At 74.1% G+C, this 22,413-nt stretch carries 16 protein-coding genes; 2 read left to right on the forward strand and 14 right to left on the reverse strand.

Features of this window, described 5'->3' with window-relative positions:
• Positions 1-50 precede the first annotated feature (50 nt).
• The 3 genes from HS045_RS35870 to HS045_RS15685 form a co-directional block, all read right to left on the reverse strand.
• On the reverse strand, positions 51-1,610 hold the full coding sequence (locus tag HS045_RS35870; RefSeq protein WP_196452084.1) for a serine/threonine-protein kinase: 1,560 nt from the start codon (positions 1,608-1,610) through the stop codon (positions 51-53).
• Positions 1,611-1,739: 129 nt separating this feature from the next.
• Entirely contained in the window at positions 1,740-3,770 is a 2,031-nt protein-coding gene (locus tag HS045_RS34580; protein ID WP_230884053.1) for a serine/threonine-protein kinase, read from the reverse strand.
• Between the two features lie 88 nt (positions 3,771-3,858).
• Complete coding sequence (locus HS045_RS15685) at positions 3,859-4,668, reverse strand: pyridoxamine 5'-phosphate oxidase family protein (RefSeq protein WP_196452085.1); 810 nt, start codon at positions 4,666-4,668, stop codon at positions 3,859-3,861.
• 68 nt (positions 4,669-4,736) lie between these two features.
• Between HS045_RS15685 and HS045_RS15690 the strand changes: the two genes are divergently transcribed.
• Together HS045_RS15690 and HS045_RS15695 are read left to right on the forward strand one after the other, a co-directional pair.
• A complete protein-coding gene (locus tag HS045_RS15690) occupies positions 4,737-6,245 on the forward strand; it encodes a PLP-dependent aminotransferase family protein (protein ID WP_196452086.1) in 1,509 nt (502 codons plus the stop codon).
• Between the two features lie 17 nt (positions 6,246-6,262).
• Positions 6,263-7,300: a phosphotransferase family protein gene (locus tag HS045_RS15695; RefSeq protein WP_196452087.1), complete on the forward strand. Its 1,038-nt coding sequence runs from the start codon at positions 6,263-6,265 to the stop codon at positions 7,298-7,300.
• A 160-nt stretch (positions 7,301-7,460) separates the two neighbouring features.
• On the opposite strand, the gene HS045_RS15700 is transcribed toward HS045_RS15695, so the two are convergent.
• From HS045_RS15700 to HS045_RS15750, 11 genes are all read right to left on the reverse strand, one after another.
• Positions 7,461-7,853, reverse strand: coding sequence for a hypothetical protein (locus HS045_RS15700; protein ID WP_196452088.1), 393 nt, complete (start codon positions 7,851-7,853; stop codon positions 7,461-7,463).
• Between the two features lie 28 nt (positions 7,854-7,881).
• On the reverse strand, positions 7,882-11,331 hold the full coding sequence (locus tag HS045_RS15705) for a glycosyltransferase (RefSeq protein ID WP_196452089.1): 3,450 nt from the start codon (positions 11,329-11,331) through the stop codon (positions 7,882-7,884).
• 172 nt (positions 11,332-11,503) lie between these two features.
• Positions 11,504-12,601 (reverse strand): glycoside hydrolase family 26 protein, encoded by a 1,098-nt coding sequence (locus HS045_RS15710; RefSeq protein ID WP_196452090.1) that lies wholly within the window; start codon positions 12,599-12,601, stop codon positions 11,504-11,506.
• 155 nt (positions 12,602-12,756) lie between these two features.
• On the reverse strand, positions 12,757-13,992 hold the full coding sequence (locus HS045_RS15715) for a DegT/DnrJ/EryC1/StrS family aminotransferase (protein ID WP_196452091.1): 1,236 nt from the start codon (positions 13,990-13,992) through the stop codon (positions 12,757-12,759).
• Positions 13,989-15,080: a GNAT family N-acetyltransferase gene (locus HS045_RS15720; RefSeq protein WP_196452092.1), complete on the reverse strand. Its 1,092-nt coding sequence runs from the start codon at positions 15,078-15,080 to the stop codon at positions 13,989-13,991. The genes HS045_RS15715 and HS045_RS15720 overlap by 4 nt, the downstream gene beginning before the upstream one ends.
• Positions 15,077-15,988 (reverse strand): glycosyltransferase family A protein, encoded by a 912-nt coding sequence (locus HS045_RS15725; RefSeq protein ID WP_196452093.1) that lies wholly within the window; start codon positions 15,986-15,988, stop codon positions 15,077-15,079. Before HS045_RS15725 ends, HS045_RS15720 begins: the two co-directional genes overlap by 4 nt.
• 30 nt (positions 15,989-16,018) lie before the next feature.
• Complete coding sequence (locus tag HS045_RS15730; protein WP_196452094.1) at positions 16,019-18,244, reverse strand: lipopolysaccharide biosynthesis protein; 2,226 nt, start codon at positions 18,242-18,244, stop codon at positions 16,019-16,021.
• Positions 18,241-19,062: a polysaccharide deacetylase family protein gene (locus tag HS045_RS15735; protein WP_196452095.1), complete on the reverse strand. Its 822-nt coding sequence runs from the start codon at positions 19,060-19,062 to the stop codon at positions 18,241-18,243. Before HS045_RS15735 ends, HS045_RS15730 begins: the two co-directional genes overlap by 4 nt.
• A complete protein-coding gene (locus tag HS045_RS15740; protein ID WP_196452096.1) occupies positions 19,059-20,000 on the reverse strand; it encodes a glycosyltransferase family 2 protein in 942 nt (313 codons plus the stop codon). The genes HS045_RS15735 and HS045_RS15740 overlap by 4 nt, the downstream gene beginning before the upstream one ends.
• 2 nt (positions 20,001-20,002) lie before the next feature.
• The gene (locus HS045_RS15745) at positions 20,003-20,836 is read right to left on the reverse strand and encodes a glycosyltransferase family 2 protein (protein ID WP_196452097.1); all 834 of its coding nucleotides are present in this window, start codon (positions 20,834-20,836) and stop codon (positions 20,003-20,005) included.
• A gap of 111 nt (positions 20,837-20,947) precedes the next feature.
• Positions 20,948-22,066: a GNAT family N-acetyltransferase gene (locus tag HS045_RS15750; RefSeq protein WP_196452098.1), complete on the reverse strand. Its 1,119-nt coding sequence runs from the start codon at positions 22,064-22,066 to the stop codon at positions 20,948-20,950.
• Positions 22,067-22,413 lie beyond the last annotated feature (347 nt).

Here is a 22,413-nt window from a genome sequence, read left to right on the forward strand (position 1 = left end):
CCTCCGTCACCGGTTCCAGGACGGACGCCGCGCGACGGGGGCGGAGACGGTCAGCGCGGCACCGGGTCCGGGGAGGCCGGAGTGGTGGCGGGGGTGGAGCCGCCGTCCCCGCCGGGCGTCGTGTCCGGGGAGGCCGGGGGCGCGGTGGAGGGCGCGGTGGAGGGCGCGGTGGTCTGGGCCGGTGCGGTCGGCGGTGCGGACGTGGTCCTGGCCGGTCCGTCGGAGACCGACTCCGGGCCGTCCGACTCGGAGCCCTCGTCCTCTTCCCCGTCCTGTTCGGAGGCGGCCGGATCCGTCGTCGCCGGAGCGGTCCTTCTGGTGGGCGCCGCGGACGGGGTGCGGCTGGGCGGGGCCGAAGAGGGGGCGGCGGGCGCGGAGGTCGCGGTGGTGGGGGCGACCGGCGGGGGAGTGGCGGTCCCGGTCGGGGTGGGGGCCGGCGTCGTCGCGGTCCCATCCGGCGCCGGCTCGGCGGGCTCCTCGGTCTCCGCGGGCTCCTCGGGTTCCGGGGACCCGACGGAGTCGGACGGGGGGTCGCTCGGGGCGGTGACCGAGCTGTGCGACTGCAGCACGGGGTCGTCTCCGGAGCCGACCAGCACGACGGCCACCCCGGTGATCACCGCGATGCACGCGACGCCGATCGCGATCTTGACGCCCAGCCTGCCGAGCAGGGACTCGTCCCCGTCGCCGAGGTCGGTCTCCGCCAGGGAGGTGTCGGTCTCCGGAGTCTCCGGCTGATGCGGGAACAGGCTCGCCAGCAGCGCGGCGAGACCGGACAGGCGGCGGCGTCCGCGCTCCTGCCAGTCCGGTCCGTAGGCGTCGGCGGCGACCGCCTCCAGCTCGGTGAGGAAGGCGGTGGCGGTCGGCGGCCGGTCGGCGGGGTTCTTGGCCAGGCCGCGCTCCACCAGCCCCTGCAGGGCGGGCGGGACCTCCTCGACGGGGGGGTCGAGGGTCTGGTGCTGCCGGGCCAGCGCGGCGACGGTCTGCGCGCGGAAGGGCCGGGCGCCCGTCAGGCACTCGAAGAACACCACGGTGGCGGCGTAGACGTCGGTGGCGGGCGAGGCGGGCGCGCCGGTCCACTGCTCGGGTGCCATGTACGGCGGCGTGCCCGCGGGGGCGCCGCCGTCCCCGGAGGGGAGCGCGATGCCGAAGTCGACCAGCTTGCTCGTGCCGTCGCCGTCGACCATGACGTTCTCGGGCTTGAAGTCGCGGTGCACGATCCCGGCCCGGTGCGCGGCGGCGAGGCCCAGCAGCGACCCCTTGAGCACCACGAGCGCGGCCTCGGGGCCGGTCGGCCCCTCCGAGCGGAGGATGGCGCGCAGGGACACGCCGTCCACGAGCTCCATGACGATGGCCGCGCCCTCGCTGGTCTCCACGTAGTCGTAGAGCCGGACGGCGTTCGAGCCGTTCAACCGGTGGAGCAGCCGCGCCTCGTGCCGGAAGCGGGCGGCGAAGACCGCGTCGCCGCGGAGCTCGTCGGACAGGTACTTGATCGCGACCAGCGCGCCCTCGGCGTCGTGCCGGGCCATCACCACGCGCCCGGCGGCGCCGGCGCCCAGTTCGCGGATCTCCGTGTAACCGGGGACGCGCCAGGCCGATGGCATGCCGTACATAACGGTCTCCTCCGTTGCCTGGGCCCCACCCGTGAAAGAACGGACCGTAGCTTAGCCATGAAACGGCGCATTGCGTTGATAAATCACGAATTCATCTCATAAGGGTGGGATGGCCAGCGGTCGTCCGCGTCAGTCCGGTCCCGTCCCCGGCACCGCCCCCGTCCCCGTGGACGGCGCGGCGCCCCCCGTGCGGGCCGGAACCGTCCGGACCGGTGCGGGCGGTTCCGCCGACGGCTTCCGGGGCACGGGCGCCTTGACCGTCGGCCGCGCCGTGATCCGGGGCGTGATCCGCGCCGTGATCCGCGCCGTGATCCGCGCCGTGATCCGGGGCGTGGGCGTCTGGGCGGACGTCTTCGTGGGCCCGGCCGTCTGCTGCCGCGTGCTCCCGGGTGCCGTACGACCGGGCGCGGGCCGCTGCGTCGAGGTGGGTGCGGCGGTCGGGGTGGGATCGGCGCACGGGGCGGTCCTGCCGCTCGCGCTGTCGGAGCGCCCTGACGGCAGCCCGGTCGCCACGACGCTCCAGCCCGATCCGCAGGACGCCTCCGGGAAGGAGAACCTGACCGTCCGCGTGTAGCTCGTCGCCCCGGCCAGGGCCACGGTCGTCTGCCGGATGCTCCGGCCCACCCGGAAGACGACGCGCAGCCGCACCTGCCGGGTGTCGGCGGCGCTCACGGTGACCGAGGCGACGGCCGCCCCCCTGGCGCCGAGCGCGGCCCGCACCACGTCCACCCGCCGGACCAGCGGTGTCGGTGTGGGTGTCGGCGTCGGCGTCGGTGTCGGTGTGGGTGTCGGGGTGGGGACCGGGGTGGCCGTGGTGGGGGGACCGGGGTCCGGTACGGCGGTGGCGGTGGGCGCGGTCGTGGGGCCGCCGGCGGAACCGGTGGTGGGCGCGGCGGTGGCGGGCGGGCTCGCCGGCCCGCCGGCGGGCGGCTCCCCGGTCCCGGGCGACGCCGTCGGACCGGACGGTGACGCGGGCCCTCCGGACGGTGACGCGGGCCCTCCGGACGGGGTCCCGGGACCGGGGGAGGAACCGGAGGAGGAGGCGGGGGACGGATCCGCCGGACCGGGTGAGCCCGGAGCGCCGGACGGCGGCGCGGCGGCCACGACGTCGATCCGCTGCGGTTCCGGAGCCCGGCCGGCGGCCAGCACGTAGACGCTGACGCCGCCGGCGGCCAGCACCAGCCCGGCACCGACCGCGACCCCCGCCGACCTGCTGCGCAACGTGCCCAGCACGGTGCGGAACAGCGTCGTCTGGAACAGGGCGGTCCCGGTCTCCGAGCCGGGCGTGCGGAGCCGGAACAGCAGCGGGAGCAGCGCCGCCAGCGCGGCCAGCCGGGAGCGCCCCCGCTCCTCCCAGTCCGGTCCGTACGCCGTCGTCGCCACGGCCTCCAGTTCGGCCACGAACCCCGCGGAGGAGGCCGGCCGCTCCCGGGGGTCCTTGGCCAGGCCCCGGGCGACCAGGTCCCGGACGGGGCCGGGCACCTCCTCCACCGGGATCGGCGCGTGCGCGTGCTGGTGCATCAGCACGCTCCGATCGCCCGCCCGGTACGGCCGGCGCCCGGTCAGGCACTCGAAGAACACCACGGTGGCGGCGTAGACGTCGGTGGCGGGCGAGGCGGGCGCGCCGGTCCACTGCTCGGGCGCCATGTACGGCGGCGTGCCCGCCGGCCCGTCCACCTGCCCGGCGCGCACGGCGATGCCGAAGTCGACGAGCTTGCTGGCCCCGTCCGCCTGGACGAGGACGTTCTCCGGTTTGTAGTCCCGGTGCACCAGGCCGGTCCCGTGCGCCGCGGCCAGGCCCAGCAGCGAGCCCTTGAGCACGACGAGCGCGGCCTCGGGGCCGGTCGCGCCGTGCTCGCGCAGCAGCTCGCGCAGGGAGACGGCGTCGACGGCCTCCATCACGATCGCGGCGTGCCCGGCCTCCTCGACGTACTCGTAGAGCCGGGTCACGTTGGGGTCGGCCAGCTCCACCAGGAGCCGCGCCTCGTCGCGGAACCGGGCGAGGAAGCCGGGGTCGTCCCGGAGGGACTCCGACAGGTACTTGATCGCGACCGGCACGCCCGACGCGTCGTGCCGGGCGAGCACCACCCGGCCCCCGCCGCCCGCGCCGAGCTCGCGCAGCTCGGTGTAGCCGGGCACGCTCCATCCGCCGGCGGTCATGGCGCTCTCCAGTCGGTTCGGGGCGGGGACCCTTCGATGATCCTCTGATGAGACGTCTGCGCGCGGTATCCGGTTTGCCGGAAGAGCCTTACCCGATGGGTATGTTTCGCGAGGCGACGTGTCCGGGCACCGGCAGGTCCGCCGTCATGGCGGGATCCGGCTCGGGCTCGCCCCACGCGGTGCGGAGCGGCAGGACCCCGGCCCAGATCGGCAGCGCGTAGTCCTCCTCGTCGTCGACCGGAGGCCCCTGCCGGATCTTCACCGAGGCCTCGGCGAGGGAGAGGGCGAGCACGGCGGTCGCGGCGAGCTCCTTGCGGGTCGGCGGGCGCACGGCGTCCCACTGGCCGGGGGCGAGCTGCTCGGTGATCGCGCGCAGCCCGGCCAGGCGCTCATCGGGATCGGTCACCAGGCGCGGGGTGCCGTAGACCATGGCCGAGCGGTAGTTGACCGAGTGGTGGAAGGCCGAGCGGGCCAGCACGATGCCGTCCAGGTGGGTGACGGTGACGCAGACCTCGCTCCCCGCGCCGCCGGCCCGCAGGGAGGTGGCGCCGGTGGAGCCGTGCAGGTAGAGGGTGTCGCCGATGCGGCCGTAGCCGGTGGGCACCACCATCGGGACGCCGCGGGCCACCACGCCGAGGTGGCAGATGAGCCCGGCGTCCAGCACGGCGTACAGGTCGGCGCGCTCGGTGCGGGCCCGCTCGCTCGAACGGCCGAGGACGGTCCGCGGGGTCGCCGAGAGCGGCGGATCGGACGGGACGGACGGATCAGACGGGACGGACGGATCAGACGGGACGGACGGATCAGACGGGACGGACGGATCAGACGGATCCGACGGGACGGACGGGACGGAGCGGGTGGACAGGACGGACGGGGCGGACGGCGAGGGAGGTGAGGACATGGTCCTAACCTAGACAGGGAGTGGACCCAGGGAACACGTCCACTTCCCGCCGGATCCGGGAGACCACTTTGCCCCCCATCCCCGTCGACCTGCCCCTCGCGGTGGACCGCGCCGCCCCGGTCTCCCTCACCGTCCAGCTCGGCGACCGGTTGCGCGCCGCCATCCGCGGCGGGACCCTCACGTCCGGCGAGCGGCTGCCCTCGACCCGTGCGCTGGCCCGCGCGCTCGCCGTCAGCCGCACCGTCGTCACCGAGGCCTACCAGCAGCTCTACGCCGAGGGTTGGATCGAGGGCCGCCACGGCTCCGGCACCTACGTGGCCGACCTGGACCTCTCCGCGCACGGTCCGGGCTCCGCGCACGGTCCGGGCTCCGCGCACGGTCCGGGCTCCACGAGGGGGCAGGGCTCCACGGGTGGTCGGGGCTCCACGGGTGGGCCGGATCCCGCGCACGGCTCCGGTTCCGGGACGGCCCGCGGAGCCGTACCCGCCTCCGCCGCGGGGCCCGGCGGCCCCCTGATCGACCTGAGGCCGGGGCGGCCGTGGGTGCGGGACTACGACGAGGCGGCGTGGCGGCGGGCGTGGCGGCGGGCCGCCGACCTGCCGCCGGGGGACGCCTCCGACCCCTACGGCCTGCCGCGGCTGCGGGAGGCGCTGGCCGCGCACCTGCGCAGGACCAGGGGCGTCCCGGCGGGCCCGGAGAACGTCATGGTCACCCGCGGGACCGGCAACGGCCTCGACCTGCTCGCGGCCACCGTCCTGCGCCCCGGCGGCCGGGCGGGCGTCGAGGACCCCGGCTGGCGCAGGGCGCGCACCATCCTCGGGGCGCGCGGCGCCGAGATCGTCCCCTGCCCGGTGGACGCCGACGGGGTGCTCGTCGACGGGCTGCCCGAGGACCTCGGCCTGCTGTACACCACGCCCGCCCACCAGTACCCGCTCGGCGGACGCCTGCCCATCGCGCGCCGGGAGCGCCTGCTGGCCTGGGCCCGCCGCAGCGGCGCGCTGCTCGTGGAGGACGACTACGACGCCGAGTTCCGCTACGACGTCGCCCCGCTGCCCGCCCTGTACGGCCTCGACCCCGAACGGGTGGTGCTGCTCGGCACCCTGTCGAAGTCCCTGTCCCCGGACATCGGCGTCGGCTGGCTGGTCGCCTCCCCCGACCTGCTCGACGCGGTCGCCCGGACCCGCGAGGACCTGACCGACCGGACCGGGGGCCCGGCCCAGCAGGCGGTGGCCGTGCTGCTGGAGCGGGGCGACCTGGACCGGCACCTGCGCCGCATGCGGCTGGAGTACGCCCGGCGGCGGGCCGCGCTCGTGGCGGCGCTCGGCTCCCGGGTGACGGGGGACACCGCGGGACTGCACGTCATGGTCCCGCTCCCGGAGCACCGGGTCGGCCCCCTCGTCGAGGCCGCCCGGGGCCGGGGCGTCCTGCTCGACACCACCGACCGCCACCACCACGGACGGCCCGGCCGGCACGGCCTGGTGATCGGGTACGGCTCCGCCTCGCTGGCCCAGGTGCGGGCCGGGGCCGCGATCCTGGCCCGGCTGCTGGGACCGGGACTGGCGGACGAGGCAGAATAACGTTCTAATAGTGGGCCATGAGCATCCCTGGCATCGACCGGACCCGACTGGTCGCGTGGATGGCCCGCCACGTCCCCGACGCGGGGGAGCCCACCGAGATCACCCTGATCTCGGGGGGCCGGTCCAACCTGACCTACCGGGTCGAGACGCCGGGCCGCCGGCTGGTCCTGCGCCGCCCGCCCCTCGGCCACGTCCTGCCCACGGCCCACGACATGCGCAGGGAGTGGCGGGTCGTCTCCGCGCTCGCGCCGACCCCCGTGCCGGTGCCCGAACCGGTCGCCCTCTGCGCCGACGAGGACGTGATCGGAGCACCCTTCTACCTGATGGGCCACGTCGAGGGGGAGGCGCTGCGCGCCCGCGGCCAGGCCGACCTGACCCCGGCGCAGGCCAGGGCGCTGTCGGAGCGGCTCGCCGAGGTGCTCGCCGCGATCCACGCCGTCGACTACGAGGCGGTCGGACTGGGCGGCTTCGGCCGTCCGGAGGGCTACCTGGCGCGCCAGCTGGAGCGCTGGGGGCAGCAGTGGGAGCGCTCGAAGACCCGCGAGCTCCCCGCGTACGACGACCTCGTCGCCCGGCTGCGCGACCGCCTCCCCGACCGGCCCTCCGCCGCTCTCGTGCACGGCGACTACCGCCTGGACAACACGCTGGTACGGCTGGCGCCCGGCGCGGTTCCGGAGATCCGGGCCGTGGTCGACTGGGAGATGTCCACGCTGGGCGATCCCGTCGCCGACCTCGGCCTCACCCTGACCTACTGGCACGACCCGGGGGACGCCGCCCGCGCCTCCGTCCCGGTGGCGGGCGACGTCACGCTCACCCCCGGCTTCCTGGACGCGAAGGGGTTCGCCGCCCACTACGCCAAGGCGTCCGGGGCCGACCTGGGCGACCTGGACTTCTACGTGGCCTTCGGCAACTTCAAGCTCGCCGTGATCCTGGAGGGCATCCACGCGCGCTTCGTGCAGGGCAAGACGGTCGGCGAGGGCTTCGACACCCTGGGGGCCTCCGTGCCCGTCCTCGTCGCGCGGGCCCACCGGGCCCTGGACGAGCGTCCGGCCTGACGCGCCGTCCGCGTTCCGTACGGAGTCCGGGGCGGGCCCGTCCGCGTTCCGTACGGAGTCCGGGGCGGGCCCGCCCGGGACGCGCGCCGGACGGCCGCCGCGGCCTTCCGCGGGACGGTCTCCCCGCAGGGACGGCCGCCGCGGCCTTCCGCGGGACGGCTCAGGCGGTCTCCGGTGAGCGCGCCGCGCGCCGCCGGGCCCGGTAGGCGGTGAGCGGCACGCCCAGGGCGGCGAGCGAGGTGATGGTGGCCAGCGCCGTCAGCGCCCGGTGCACGGTGAACGTGCCCGTCATGAAGAACGCCTCGCTGACCAGGATGCCCAGGGCGACGCTGAGCGCCACCGTGAGCGCGATGCTCTCCATGGCGTCCCCGGTGTGGTCGCGCGGAGCGAGCAGCGGCCGGAACAGCGCCAGCACGGCGGCGCCCGGACCGGTGAGCAGGAAGACCACCGTGACGGTGACGCGCAGCGGAGCCCCGCCGGGGGACTCCGTCGCGAGCAGGGCCAGCCAGCCGGAGGAGGCGAGCAGCAGCAGCGGCCAGCGCAGGGTGTTCATCGGTTGCCTCCAGCGCGGAGCCCCGCCGTCACGGGGTCCCCGCCGTGCTCTTCGGGATGAGTTCGTAGACGGCGCCCCCGGAGTTGCGGAGGAGCACCCGGAAGCGGCCGGAGGCCTCGACCCCCCGGCGCAGCCGGTCGACCGTGCCCTTGGGGAAGATGCCCGCCGTCTCGATGGCGGCCTTCTGCGCCCGGTTGAGCACCAGGTAGGCCCTGCCGCCCGGCGGAACGCTCGACATGAGGCCGACGAGCGACGGCACCGGGTTCTGCACCAGCTCCACCCGGGTGGGCACGTACTTCGGCATCCCGGGGGCGGCGGCGCGGGAGCGGGGCAGCTCGTCCAGCCAGCTGTGCTGGTAGCGCTCGTAGTAGTCGTAGGCGGCGGGCAGGAAGAACGTGGGCGCCACGATGAGCGACCCCTCCGGCGCCACCCGGTGCACCGCGCGCACGAGCCGGACCTCGTCCTGGGTGAAGTAGTTGGCCTGCTCCTTGCCGTAGTTCCCGAAGAAGAAGCCGGTGACCATGAGCATGAGGACCAGGGGCAGGATCAGGACGCGGACGAAGGCCCGGCGGGCGGGCAGGAACAGCGCCGCGGCCAGGAACGCGCTGAGCGGCAGCGCGAACAGGTAGATGCGGAACATGATCTCCCCGCCGTAGCTCCCCGCGGCGAGGAACAGCAGCGGGCTGAGCCCGATCACCAGCAGGGGCAGGCCCGGCCGCCGCAGCCAGCGGCGGCGCAGGAAGGCGCCGCCGGCGGCGAGCAGCCACAGCCCCGCGGAGAGCGCGCGGTCGGCGTAGGCGACGATCACCTGCCCGGGGGCGGCCGTGCCGAGGGAGAGGAAGCCGTCGTCCAGGTTGCCGCCGGCGTCGCCGAGCGACTCCACGATGTCGCTGAACCGGGCCTCCAGGAGCTGCCAGGCGGCCACGGCGTCCCAGATCAGCACGGCGGACCCGGTGAACAGCAGGATGCCCAGGTTGCGGTGGCGCCGCAGGACGAACAGGGCGGCCAGCCCGGCCACCAGCATGAGCGGCGTCAGCTGGTGCGACGAGGCGATCGCCACGATGGGCAGGGCCAGCAGGAGCGTCCAGACCAGGCGGCGGCGCGTGCCGGAGACGGGCGGGGGCTCGGCGCCCAGCCGCTCGGGGTCGTCGCCCGCCCTGATCGGCCCGCGCCGGAACCGCCGCACCACGACGACCAGCACGGTCAGGTAGAGGACCAGGGTGGTGGCCTGCGGCGAGAAGTAGTCCTGCCCCACCCAGGAGCAGGAGAAGTAGACCCAGACGGCGCCCCACACCAGTTGCCGGTTGCGGGTGACCGTGCGGAACAGCAGCAGCAGCGGGAGCAGCATCGCGGTGTTGAAGACGGCGGGCCCCCACGCGGCGATGCCGAGGGTGTCCGGCAGGCCGGCGGCCTCGGTCATCATCGCGAAGAACGAGAAGAACCCCGGCCACTGGTGGTAGGCGGCCAGCGGGCTGAGCTCCGGATCCGTCGCGCCGTGCCGGATCAGGTAGTCGATGACGGAGACGTGCTTCCACGCCCATGAGTAGCGCAGCGAGGGGTAGAGCAGCGCGGGGGTGGCGTGCAGGACCGCGATCAGCACCAGGGTGTAGCCCGCGTGCCAGAGCTCCAGGGCCCTGCGGTCGCCGAGCAGCGCGACGAACCCGATGATCATGACCGCGACCGCGATCCAGAACAGTGCGGGCAGGACCGTGATCAGTCCCAGGTCGGTCATCCCGTCGAGGTGGACCTCGCGCAGGGAGAGTCCCCAGAGCACCGTGGCGACCGGCAGCGCCGTCCGGGACAGGAACCACGTCCACCGGCCCGTCTCCCGGGGCGTCCCGTCGGCCCGGGTGGTGCGCAGCCGCCCGCCCACGTAGCCGACGTTGGCCGCCGCCATGCCCAGGAGCATCACCAGCAGGGCCTTCCACCCCTTGATGTCCGCCGGTCCGGTGAAGGTGACCGCGCGGAACACCGCCCGCGGCAGGCCGTTCCTGACCGGCGCCAGGTGGGCCATGAGCCCTTCCCAGCCGTTGGTGCGGCGGGTCACGTCCGCCTGCGACCGGCCCTCCGCGGCGCACCGGGCCATGAAGTAGGCCAGACGGGAGCGCCGCTCGGGCACGTCCAGCCGCACCACCGCCGACGGCTCGTGGAGCAGCTTCGCGCCGGGCCGCAGGTCGAGCAGGCGGGAGCGGAGCTCCGTCTTCACCCCGCCCGACGGCTCGGTGGCGACCTCCTCGGGGCGGTGGTCCGGCTCCTCCGGGAACCCTCCGGCCTCGGCCAGCGCCTCCCGGCGGAACGACAGGGCGCCGCCGTACAGGTCGTCGACGCGGTCCGGCCGGATGCGGGAACCCGTGAACGGCACCCCCAGCACCCAGGCCAGCTCGGCGGGGAACCAGTCAGGCCTGCCCGAGCTCCAGCGCAGCGCCACCCGGCCGCGGACCGCGGCCACGTCGGGGTCGGCGTACGACTCCAGCAGCGCCGCCGACCAGCCCGGTTCGGGAGCGGAGTCGCCGTCGAGGAAGGCGACGACGTCCCCCCGGACGCGGGCCAGTCCCAGGTTGCGGGCGGAGGCCGCGCCGGCGGCCTCCTGCTCCCGCACGACGGTGATCCCCCCGGCTCCGCCGAGTTCGGCCTCGGCCCAGTCGGCCAGCTCGGGAGAGCGGTCCACGACCAGCACGATCTCCTCGGGGGCCGGATCCTGCGCCCGCAGCGCCTTGACGGTCACGGCCAGGCGGAACCGCGACTGCGCGGCGCCCGCGACGACGACGACCGACAACGACGGGACGACCGTCTCGCCGGGCGGGACCTCCTCCCGCTCCGGAGGAGCCTTCTCCGGCTCCGGCTCCTCGCGGGCGGCCGGGACCTTCGGGGTCGGCACGCGCCAGGCGACGGTGGGTGCGCTGTCGCCCACACCGCTCCGCCCGATCGGCACGACGACGATCGTCTCGGCGGCGATCCCGTCCCCGGACCCGTCCGTCCGGTCCCCGCCGGCGGTCCTATCCGCGGTCGTTCCCGGCGCGGTGCCGTCCACCGCGGTCGTTCCTCCGGTGTCGTCAGCCGTCGTTCCCGGCCCGGTCTCCTCCGCGGTCGTTCCTCCGGTGTCGTCAGCCGTCGTTCCCGGCCCGGTCTCCTCCGCGGTCGTTCCTCCGGTGTCGTCAGCCGTCGTTCCCGGCGCGGTGCCGTCCACCGCGGTCTCCGGCGCGGTCTCCTCACCGGGACCGCCGGACCGGCCGGGCTCGCCGGGTGCATCATGCTCGCCGGGCTCGGCGCGTTCGTCGGATCGGCCGGGCCCGGACCCGCCGTCGCGGGTCCTCGCGCCCGGTGCGCCCGCGGACTCCTCCCCGCCGGGCCCGGATCCGGGTTCGGAGGGATCGACGGCCTCGGAGGGCACGGAGGGGGCGACCGCGGTGGAGGCGGTGCGCCTCATCGGCCGGGTGACCGCCTCGTCGATCACCTCTCCAGACTGCTTGCCCTCCACACGCACCCTTCCCTGGGTAGTCGACGCGGGTAGTCGTTGCCGACATTACTCCGCATGGCTTCGCTTTCGCCGGATCACCACGGGGGGCCGTGACCCGGTCCGCTCCGTGCCGTCATGCTCCGTGCCGCCGCGCATCGTCCGCCGGGCGCGGCCCCGGCTGCGCGGCCCTCCGTCAGGGGAGCGGCTGCTGGAAGTAGGGGTCCTTGCCCGCCTCGGCGAACGCCTCCACGACGCCGGGACCGGTGAGGGAGAAATCGCAGTCGTCGGCGTCGGTGTTGTTCCACTGGATGATCGCCTTGAGGTTGGGCATCCGCTTCATCGCCGCCGGGATGTCGCGGTACCAGTCGGCCCGTGCGGAGGGCTCGGCGGGATCGCTCTCCGTCCCGTACTCGGCGAGCATCAGCGGCTTGTGGGCGAAGCCGTTCTCCTGGAACCACCGGTAGGTGGGCTGCACGGTCTCCTCGAAGCTCTGCCACTTCGCGCCGCGGCAGGTGGCGAAGTTGTAGGGGTCGTAGCTGATCCAGTCGACGTAGTCGTCGCCCGGGTAGTACGGCTTCCAGCGGTCGCGGAACGGGTAGTAGCCGGTGACGCCCCAGACCCACAGCGCGTTGTCCGCGCCCGCCTGCCGGAAGCGGTCGACGATGCGCTTGTAGGCCGCGATGTACTCCGCCGGGGTCTGGCCGCTCTCCTCGCGGTCCTTCTCCCCGTCGAAGCCGATCAGGACGGGCTTGCCGTGCTCCTTGACCCGCGCGGCCTGGGCGTCGATGACCCGGTCGAGCTCGCCGCGCGCGATGGCGTGCCAGGGGATGTCGACGTTCCCGGCCCAGATCGTCGACTCCCAGCCGAGGAACAGGACGCGCTCCTCGCCGAGGTCGCTCTCGTCGTCCCGGAAGAACCGGCCCGCGTCGGTCTCGGACATGTCGTGGTAGCTGATGGTGATGTCCAGCTTGCGGCCGATCCGCGTCTCCATCGCCGTCACGTCGGCCACCAGCCCGCGCTCCCGGTCCGGCGGGACGTGCATCCCCCACCACGCCCCGCACGGCGGTACCAGGTCGGAGGTCGGCACGCACGAGGCGGGGGCGGTCTGGTTCCCCGGCACCGTCGGCGCGGGCGGCGCCGCGCTGCGCTCGACGGGGGAGGCGTACATGTAGACCACGGCGGTGATCGCCAGGGCGGCCACCAGGGCCGCCACCAGCGAGATCGGAATCCACCTCGACGGAGGCAGCCCCCGGTCGCGGCGGGCGTGCCTCCCCCTGCCGGGCATGGTCATGTGGTCCTCCGAACGCGTGGGTCCGGCGGACCGGCTACAGCCGACATGGGGTGATCACTCTCCGGGCGCTCTGCTTGACTCATCAGCTCTCATGGATCATGAAGGGGGTGGGCTATGGTGAGCGTAAGGTCACGCTGCGCTGCCTCCGGCGGGCCTCAGACCCGGGAACCGGTTCCCTCCGCCGCGGGCGCGGACGGAGCCGGAGGCGGGAGCGGGGCACCCGGAGGGGGAGGGGCGGCCGGCCGCACTCCCATCCGGTCCAGCAGTACGGCGACGCGCCGTGCGCGCAGCGGGTCCACCGGGAGCACGTGCCGGGTCCACCACCGCGCGGCCTCCGGGGTCGGCCCGGCGGGCACCAGGCCGAGGTAGTCGTCCAGCGGCGGGTCGTAGACGAAGCCGGGGACCACGCCGTGCCTCTCCAGCGCGGCGACGACCCCGTCGCGGTCCTCGACCGCCAGCGGCACCCGCAGCAGCGGCACCGGCGGCGCCCCGGCCACGCCCCGCGCCGCCCACGGCAGCCCGCGCAGCAGCTCCACCCCGGCCAGCCGGCGGTCGCGCTCCCGGTCGACCACCCGGAAGCGGGAGCGCTGGTAGGCCCGGAGCAGCCCGCCCTGCCGCATCCGCCAGTCGTCCAGGTCGATCCGGAGCCAGTGGCCGAGCCCGTCGAGCCCGGCCGGCGCCTCGCGGGATCCCGGCGCCCCCAGGGCCGCGACCAGCTCCTCCTCGCGGGGGTCGCAGCGGTGGCCCGTCCACTCGATCACGCCGAGCGCCTTCAGCGCCCGCCACATCGGGCGGACGAGCCCGGTCCGGTAGATCGTCTCGCGCAGCATCGGGCGGAGCGTGCCGAGGACCTGCGCCCGCAGGCCCCCGTCGAGCAGGAGCCCGTCGCGCATGCGGACCAGGGCGGGCAGTTCGCCGGGGTCCTCCACCGTGAGGAACCCGCCGGACATGGCCCTGCCGTGCTTGGCCAGACTGAACACCCCGGCGGCGCCGAACGTGCCGGCCGGGCGGCCGTCCACCGTGGTGAGCATGGCGTGCGCGGCGTCGTCGATCAGGACCAGGCCGCGGCGGTCGCACTCGGCGCGCAGCCGCACCACCCGGTCGGGCTGGCCGTACAGGTGGGTGGTGAGCACGCCCGCCAGGCTGGTCCAGTCGATCCGGTCGGGGTCGATGTTGCCGTCGTCGGGAGAGACGGGCGCCATGACCGGCCGCAGGCCCGCGGCCAGCGCGATGAACAGCACGGTCTCGCAGTTCGTCGGGGCGATCAGCACCCGGTCGCCGGCGTCGAAGAAGTGGCGCAGGGCCAGGTAGAGGCCGAACCGGGCCGAGGGCACGTGCAGGCACGCGGTCCCGGCCCGCTCACTCATGATCGATTCGAGGGTGCGGCTCATCGCGTCTTCAACCGTGCCCGCAGGTTCCCGTACCGCTTCATGGCCCGGTCGGCCGCGCCGTACAGGGCGGGGCTGTCCAGGATGAACTGCCGGGCCCGGCGCACCGGCGTGCGGCGCAGCCAGTACGCCGCCGCGCCGGCCGAGCGGCGGCGCACGCAGCCCTCGCTCACCGGCTCGCCCCGGCTGCGCAGCGCGTCCTTGTACTCCGAGCCGGTCCCGATCCCCAGGTCCATCGAGCGCAGCCCGGCGGCGGCGGCGGCCTCGGCCATCCGAAGGTGCTGGATCAGGCCGGGGGAGTACTTGGCGAACTCCGGGTCGTAGGCCGGGAACCAGCCGATCAGGATCGTGTCCGAGCGCAGCCCGAAGTGGCCCGCGACCGGCTTGCCGTCGCAGTAGAGCATGGACAGCGGTCCGGCGAAGTCGGGGGTGTCGATCGCGTGCAGCCGCTCGGCGAGCTCCACGACCCAGGCCTTGCCGAACCGGTCGGGGCGGCCCATCCGCTGGTACTGCGCGGACTTCCAGCTCCGCAGCAGCCGGAACTGCTCCTCGTCGCGGACCGCGAAGTCGAAGGTGAGCTCGCCCGCGTCGCGGCCGAGCTTGCGCTCCTTGTAGAGGGTGGACTTGAGGAACTTGGGGGAGCGCTCGCGCAGCCCGTCGAGGTAGGCGGCGTAGCCGTCCGCGAAGTCGAGGATCACGGCCTCCTGGCGCAGCACCTCGAACGGCTGGAACCACGTCTGCCCGTCGACCATGCAGCCGAACTCCCACACGTGCAGCCCGCAGGCGCGCAGCAGGGCCTCGGCGTCGAACGCGGCCCCCGGGGCGTGGACCACGCCCTGGCAGAGCGAGACCCAGGCGCCCAGCGCGGTGCCCACGCCGCCGGGGTGCCGCTCGAACGGGAAGAAGCCGACCGGCCCGTCCTGCTCGGAGACGACCGCGACCCGGGCCTCGGCGCAGACCTCGCCCATCGCGACGGTGAACTCCGGGCTGAGGAAGGGGTTGCCCAGGCGCGGCGTGGCGTGCTGCATCTCGCGCCACGCGTCGATCTCGGTCTTGCCCAGCTCTCCGGGGCGGATGACGTCGATCTTCATATGCCGCGCCCCATCCGGTGCAGGCGGCCCACGATCGCCGGGGCGGGCATGCCCGCCGTGACGGCCAGCGCCAGGTAGGCGCGGGGCTCCCAGGGGCGCCGCCGCACGGTCCTGCCGATCCAGCGCAGCGCCTGCGACGGGCGGCCCAGCGCCGCCTCGGCGAAGGCGATCTTCCCGGCGAGCTGGGCGTAGCCGCCCGGAGCCCCGGAGAACTCCGGATAGCGCTCCAGCATCCAGCGCAGCGCGGTGGAGATCGTCTCGCTGGACTCGACGACGGAGAAGTGCGAGGCCGTGTGCAGCCTGACCCTGACCCCCGTCTCCGGCACGTTGACGATCGGCCCGAACCGGGCGGCCCGCAGCAGCAGCTCGTAGTCCTCGCCGTAGCCGCCGGGCAGCTCCTCGCTGACCAGGCCGAAGCCGTCCACGAGCGCGTCGCGGCGCATCAGGTAGGTCGAGGGGTGCATCGAGGGCAGCTGCTTGCGCAGCAGGTCCCGCAGGGTCACCGTCGGCATGGGCACCGAGCGGGCGAAGGCCACCTCGTCGTTGAAGAGCTCGATCCCGCAGGTCGCGAAGTGACCGTCGCCGAGCGCCGTCACCTGGGACCGGAGCCGGTGCGGCAGCCACAGGTCGGTGTCGTCGCAGAAGGCGACCAGCTCGCCGTCGCCGAGCAGCACACCGGTGTTGCGGGCGCCGGCGATCCCCGGCTGCCGCGTGTTGGGCGTCACCACGACCCGCCGCCCGGGACGGGAGGCCGCGAAGGACTCGTCCGGAGGGCTCTGGTCGAAGACGGCGACGCAGGTGATGTCGCCCGGATAGTCCTGGCCGAGGATCGAGTCGATCGTCTCCTGGAGGAGTCCGGTGCGATTGCGGGTCGGGATCACCACGGTGATCGCCGGCCAGTCGTTCACGGCAGGTCCTTTCCTAGAACTCGGGAAAACTCAGAATCGGGAGGTCGTGGGGGCCGGGGCGGACCGGCGGGGTGTGCGGGCCGGCACCAGGGCCAGCGCGCACAGGCAGAGCAGGAAGGCGGTGGAGGCCGTGACCGACTCGGCGGGCGCCAGCCAGAGCGCCGTCGTCGCCGCGAGCGCCAGCGCCCAGCGGACGCGCTCGTCGCGGTGGAGGAGGCGGGCGGCGAGCAGCGCGGGAGGAAGGCTCGCCACGGCCAGGGCGACCGGCGCCCACACCAGCAGCGGGGTGGGGTCGGTCAGGGCCATCGCGCGGGCCAGGAACGCGGGCAGGGCCAGCGGCCACTCCCCGGCGCCGGCCTCACCGGTCGCCATCACCCGCACGACCGCCTCGACGGCGGCGGCGCGGCCGGGCGAGCCGGACAGCGCCTCGGTCCCGTGCAGGCACAGCGCCACGGCGAGCAGCTGGGCCCACAGCAGCCAGACCCGGCGGCGCATCACGAGCTCGGCCAGGAGGGCGACCGCCACCAGTCCGGCGCCGGCCAGGGGCGCCACGGGCACCGGCACGGCGGGCGAGCGTCCGCCCGCCGTCACGGTGAGCACGACGATCACGAGGCCCTCGACGGTGATCAGCGGCGGGAGCAGGGTGCGCGTCCGCTCCCACCACGGCACCGCGGGTACGGCGGACCGTGCCGGAGGACCCGACGCCGGGCGGCGCGCACCCGGATCCGGCACGGCGCGTCGCGTGTGCCGGGGCCGGGGCCGGGGCCGGGGCACGGGCACGGGACCGACGGCGTCGGCGGCGGCGGAGGGCGATCCGCTCGAGAGCCGGGTGACGGTGGGCTGGGCGTCGACCGTCATCATCACGAGCGTCGGGACGTTGTCCGGGGAGAGCCCGGCGTCCGGCGGCAGGCCGGCGCCGGACGCCCCGCCCCTGCGCAGCACCCGCACCAGCCCCGGGGCGATGACGGCGGCGACGACCACCTGGGCGGTGAGCGTGCCCAGCCCCACACCGGTGATGCCGTAGGCGAGGAAGAAGAGGAACGACAACCCCACCACCAGGACGCAGAGCAGCGCCTGGAGCACCAGCAGCGCCCGCACGCGGCTGCGGGCGCGCAGCACGCCCAGGTAGATCTCGATGAGGGCGTGCGGGATCGAGGCGAGTGCGAGCAACCGGAGCACGTCCGATCCGTGCTCGGCGTAGGACTCCCCCCAGCCGAGCCCGAGGATGAGCGGAGCGGCCAGCGTCGTCACGGCCACCGCGGGGACCAGGAGCATCATGGTCCGCCGGAGGGCGAGCCTGCACTTGCCCGCGAGCGCGGCCGGGTCGCCGGCCCCCTCGATGGTCAGGGAGATGGCCATGTTGAGGGCGAGCATGTCGAAGACGCCGACGAGGGTCACCGCCGCGCCGTAGTATCCCGCCATGCGCGCGTTCACGCCCCCCGACACCAGGGCGGGCACGAGGTAGACGCTGGCCAGGATGAGCAGCGTGCCGGGGAAGTCGCCGGCCAGGAAGCCGCCGATCCTGCGCAGCGGGGGCGGCGGACGGTGACCGCTGCGGGCGGCGGCCCGCGGCGCCAGCCTGGTGAAGATCGCGATGCTGATCGGCACCACGGTGAAGGCCACCGGGATCGTCCAGGCCAGGAAGATCCCGGAACCGGGGAAGGACGGGGCCAGCACGATCAGCAGCCCGAGCTTCGCCACCCCGACGGCGACCCCGATCAGCGGTACCCAGGGCGCCTTGCCCAGGGCGGTGAGCACCACGTCCTGGAGCGTGAACACGCACCACAGCACGACGGCCAGCAGGAACCAGGCCGCGGGCGCGAGCCCGGCCAGCCCGCCGAAGTTGGCCCCCCAGAACGGGAGCGTGGTCAGGAAGAGCCCCGTCGCGGCCGCCGCCGCGCCACCGCCCACCAGGTAGGTGGAGCCGACCAGGCGGCCCGTCGCCCGGCCGCCCTCGGGCAGGAACCGGGTGAGCGCGCCGACGAAACCGAAGGCGGTGAGCGCCGCGAGCAGGCGCATGGCGGCGATCAGCGCGAAGCCGCGGCCGTAGTCGGCGTCGCTGTAGAAGCGGGCGGCGACCGTCCAGTAGGCCAGCCCGAGGGCGCCGGCCGCACCGGCGTTGACGATCAGTGAGTAGGCGTTGCGGAGCAGGGGATCGTTCAGGTCCTTGGGGAGGCGGTCCCGCAGGGTGTTCCGCGGCCCTCGCCGCCGCTCCGCCCCTTCCGTCCTCTCCGTCGGCAGGCTCGTGTCAGTCACCGCCCATTACCCGTCCCGACCCGCAGCAGGGCGCCGGTCCGGTGCAACCCGTAGCGGGTGCGCCGCACGAGCGCGTATCCCTTGGTGAGCGCCCGCTCGCGCAGGTAGAGCAGGGGCAGGCCCTGCCCGGCGAGCACCTTGGCGAACTTCGCCGGCGAGGTCTGCTCGGTGACGGTGAGCCGCGGCAGCGCCAGCGGCTCGTCGCCTTCGCGGAGGGCGTCGTTGGCCACGGCGCACGCCGTCCGGTAGCCGGCCCCGCGGACCTCCCGGCGCACCCGTGCGCTGGAGTAGCCGTAGGGGTAGGCCATGGCGGCGACCGGGCGGTCGAGCCGGTCCTCCAGCAGGTCCTTGTTCCTGCGCAGCTCGTCGCGGAGCTCCCGGCCGGGGAGCTGGTCGAGCTGCGGATGGCTGTGGCTGTGCCCGCCGATCTCGACGCCGCAGGAGACCGCCTCCCGGATCTGGTTCCAGGCCAGGGTGGGGCCCAGCGGCCGTCCGGCGGACTCCCGTCCGGCGTCCCGGATCCAGCCGGTGGTGACGAAGACCGTCGCGGGGTAGCCGTACCGGGCCAGCAGCGGCAGCGCCTCGTCGTGGAAGTCGGCGTAGCCGTCGTCGAAGGTGATCGCCACCGGCCTGTCCGGCAGCGGGCCGGTCCGGTTCACCCCGGCGATCAGGTCGGACACGGTCATCGGGGTGAAACCCCGCTCGCGGAGCGTCTCCAGCTGCTCGGCGAAGCGCCGCGGCGAGACCGCGAGCGGCCGGGTCTCCTCGGTCGGCCGCTCGCTCACCGCGTGGTACATCAGGATCGGAACGCGTGTCATGATCGCCTCGACTTCAGACGTGCCGTGCCCACCACGTAGCCCCAGCCGGTCCAGGCCAGGCCGACGACGATGGCGAAGGCCCGGGCCAGGCCCGCCGGATCGCCCCGCAGCGCCGCGCCGATCCCGCGCAGCACGCCGGCGGGCAGGGTCCTGGTCGCGTACGCCCGCTCGCTGGACAGGCCGTCCTGGGTGCCGACGCTGGAGGCGACCAGGGCCTTGGACAGGCCCTCGGCGTAGCAGCGGGACCGGAAGTAGGCGAACCGCTCCCGCTGCGCCGAGACCTTGTGCCCGATCACCGCCGCCGGCTCGAACAGCATGACCGCTCCCGGGAACCGCTGGGAGAGGCGGATGCAGAACTCCGTCTCCTCGCAGCCGAGCGGGCGGCTCCTGCGGCCCTGCACGCTGCGGCCGATGCCGGTGTGGAAACCGCCCGCCGCGCCCACGACCTCGCGGCGGAAGGCCGCGTTGCCGCCCATGACGTTGCGGATCGGCGCGCGGACCGCGGGCATGCCCACGTAGGTGCAGCCCACGGTCCAGTCGAACTCCGGCGGGAACCAGCGGGGGCGACGGCCCGTCGCCCACAGCGGCCTCGTCAACCCGCCCACCCCCACGACGGTCGGGTCCTGGAAGCCCTCCTCCAAAGCCTCCAGCCAGCCGGGCTCCGCCACCGCGTCATCGTCCAGGTACGCCACGACGTCGCCCGAGGCGGTCGCCGCACCGGTGTTCTTGCCACCGGACAGCCCCTGCTCGTGGGCGTTCTCGACCACGATCGCGCCGGGGTACTCCTGCTTCAGCCGCAGGTGCAGGTCCGGGTTGTGGTCGACGACCAGGATGACCTCGTACGGCGTGCGCCGCTGCCGTTCGACCGATTCGACGGCCGCCCGGATGTCCTCCCAACGGTCTTCCGTGTAGACGCAGATGACGACGCTGATCTTCATGGCTAGGCGGCGCCCTGGTCCGCGGCGGGGGTGGCGGTCCGCGGCTCGGGCAGTCTGGCGGTGGAGCCGCCGCGCCACTCCCTGATGATCGTCCTGAGCACCCGGAGCCCGTCGCGGACGGCGCGCAGGTTGCTCTCCCCGTGGATGCGGCAGCGCTCGTGGCTGGGCACCTCGTGGATCTTCAACCCGGCCTTGGCCGCCCTGATGTTCATCAGGGTCTCCACCTCGAAACCGTCGCAGTCCACGTTGAGGGCGCCGAGGTGGCGGGCCCAGAAGGCGTTGTAGCCGTAGCACAGGTCGCTGTACTGGGTCCCGTAGATCTTGTTCACCAGGCCGGTCAGCGCCTTGTTGCCGAGCGTGCGGGTGAAGGTGAGGTCGTCGCTGCCGCCGCCGGAGGCGTAACGCGAGCCCTTGACGAAGTCGGCGCCGGCCACCAGCGCGCTCACGAACTGGATGATCTCCCGGCCGTCGGTGGACCCGTCGGCGTCGATCATCACGATGATGTCGCCGGTGCAGGCGGCGAAGCCCGCGGCCAGCGCGTCGCCCTTGCCCTTGCCGGTCTGGGTGACCACGCGGACGTTGGGTCGCAGCCGCTTGGCGACGGCGACGGTGTCGTCCACCGAGTTGCCGTCCACCAGGATGATCTCGTCGATCCACTGCGGCAGCGTGGCGAAGACGTGCGGGAGGTTCTCCGCCTCGTTCATCGCCGGCACGACGACGCTCACGGTGGGCGAGATGGCCATGTGCGGGGTGAGCGGGGTGAACCGCTCGAGGGGCGGGATGGAGCGGAGTGCGCCGCTCGGCTTGCCGTTGGCCCTGATCGTTTCGTGGTTCATGATGACGGATGGTCCTTCCGCGCGCTCGGTTCCCGGCACGAGACGAGGACGAGCGCGACTGAGAGCGAGAGAGGTGTCACATCGGGAATCGAATGGCCGTGAAGGGAATGGTTACCGTGTCCGCGTTGACTGGTGCGAGCGGAAACGCGGTCGGAGGCGTGATTTTGCCTGTCCGTAGGCCTTGAGCAGGCGGTCGGCGGCCTTGAAGAGACGCGGGTCGTCCACCACGGTGGTGCGGAGCCGGCTCAGCGGGACCCGGCCCACCCACTGCACGGCGGTGGTGGGGGACGGGCGCGCGACGCGGGCCTCGGCGACCATCAGGACGCCGGTCTTCAGCCAGTCCTTGTACTCGCGGTCGCCCTTGCCCATGTCGACCTGGTGCAGGCCGGCGCCCGCGGCGTGCTCGGCCAGGTGCAGGTGGTGCATGATGCCGGGCGAGTACGGCGCGTAGGCGGTGTCGTAGGCGGGGAACCAGCCGACGAGCGTCTGCGCGGTGCGCAGGCCGAAGTGGCCGGCGACCGGGGTGTCCCCGGCGTAGACCATGGTCAGGACGCCGGCGAAGTCGTCGGACCGGGTGGCGTGCATCTCCTCGACGAGCCGGATGATCCACGGCTGGGCGAAGCGGTCGACCCGGCCGGTCCGCTGGTACTGGTCGGACTTCCAGCGCAGGAGCGTGTGCAGCGCGCCGAGGTCCGCGGAGTCCCAGTCGAACCGGACCTCGCCGTGCTCGCGGCCGAGTTTGCGTTCCTTGTACCGGACGGTCTTGTAGTTCTTCGGCGAGGCGGTGCGGATGTGCTCGACGTAGGCGTCGAACCCGGAGCCGAGGTCCATGACGGGGGCGGGCCGCACGTCCGTCTCGTACGGGGAGAACGTCGGCTGGCCGGCGACCAGGTAGTCGAAGTCGATGACCGAGAGGCGGCAGGCCCGGAGCAGCTCGCGCGCGTCGATCTTGAACTCGGGGGTCGCGATCACCCCGTGGCAGGTGACGAGGAAGCCGCCCAGCGGCCTGCCGACGCCGAAGGGGTGCCGCTCGTAGGGGAAGAAGCCCGCGATCGCGCCGCCGTCCTCGATGACGGCGACCCTGACGCGGTCGCGCAGCCGGCCCATCGCCAGGGTGAAGTCCACGGACAGGAACGGATTGTCGAGCGCGGGGGAGGCCTTCTGGATCTCACGCCACCGGTTGATCTCCGGCTCGCCGAGCTCCCCCGGACATACAACAGTGATCTTCACCCTGACCTCGCCCCCTGTTCGGCCCGCAGGCCTCCGTCGCCCCGATACAGCGTGCGCAGCACCCACAAGAACGCTCCCACAACCGCGATCGTCGCCACTCCGGCACGTGGCGACCATGCGTCAAAAGAGAGCATGGCTATGGCAAGGAGCGTATTAATAGCGACACTTGCCGCAATCCCAGTCGTTATCACCCTGAGGGGGTCACGATTGCGCAACACTCCAATTAACGCAACTCCGGGAGTCAACAGAAGAAACAGAAGAACTAGGACAGAACGGAAGAAACCATTGGTTCCGGTGAGCGCCAGGGCCGCTCCCGCCGCACATGCGAACGCGAGCGCCCCTCGGAG

This window comes from Planomonospora sp. ID82291 (genome assembly GCF_015711645.1).
GTDB lineage: Bacteria > Actinomycetota > Actinomycetes > Streptosporangiales > Streptosporangiaceae > Planomonospora.

Bases quoted from the DNA above. Each gene is read 5' to 3' on its own strand.
- HS045_RS34580 (WP_230884053.1), bottom strand. From the start codon at position 3,770: ATGACCGCCGGCGGATGGAGCGTGCCCGGCTACACCGAGCTGCGCGAG.
- HS045_RS15685 (WP_196452085.1), bottom strand. From the start codon at position 4,668: ATGTCCTCACCTCCCTCGCCGTCCGCCCCGTCCGTCCTGTCCACCCGC.
- HS045_RS15735 (WP_196452095.1), bottom strand. From the start codon at position 19,062: ATGACACGCGTTCCGATCCTGATGTACCACGCGGTGAGCGAGCGGCCG.
- HS045_RS15740 (WP_196452096.1), bottom strand. From the start codon at position 20,000: ATGAAGATCAGCGTCGTCATCTGCGTCTACACGGAAGACCGTTGGGAG.
- HS045_RS15745 (WP_196452097.1), bottom strand. From the start codon at position 20,836: ATGAACCACGAAACGATCAGGGCCAACGGCAAGCCGAGCGGCGCACTC.
- HS045_RS15710 (WP_196452090.1), bottom strand. From the start codon at position 12,601: ATGACCATGCCCGGCAGGGGGAGGCACGCCCGCCGCGACCGGGGGCTG.
- HS045_RS15695 (WP_196452087.1), top strand. From the start codon at position 6,263: ATGAGCATCCCTGGCATCGACCGGACCCGACTGGTCGCGTGGATGGCC.
- HS045_RS15700 (WP_196452088.1), bottom strand. From the start codon at position 7,853: ATGAACACCCTGCGCTGGCCGCTGCTGCTGCTCGCCTCCTCCGGCTGG.
- HS045_RS15715 (WP_196452091.1), bottom strand. From the start codon at position 13,992: ATGAGCCGCACCCTCGAATCGATCATGAGTGAGCGGGCCGGGACCGCG.
- HS045_RS15720 (WP_196452092.1), bottom strand. From the start codon at position 15,080: ATGAAGATCGACGTCATCCGCCCCGGAGAGCTGGGCAAGACCGAGATC.
- HS045_RS35870 (WP_196452084.1), bottom strand. From the start codon at position 1,610: ATGTACGGCATGCCATCGGCCTGGCGCGTCCCCGGTTACACGGAGATC.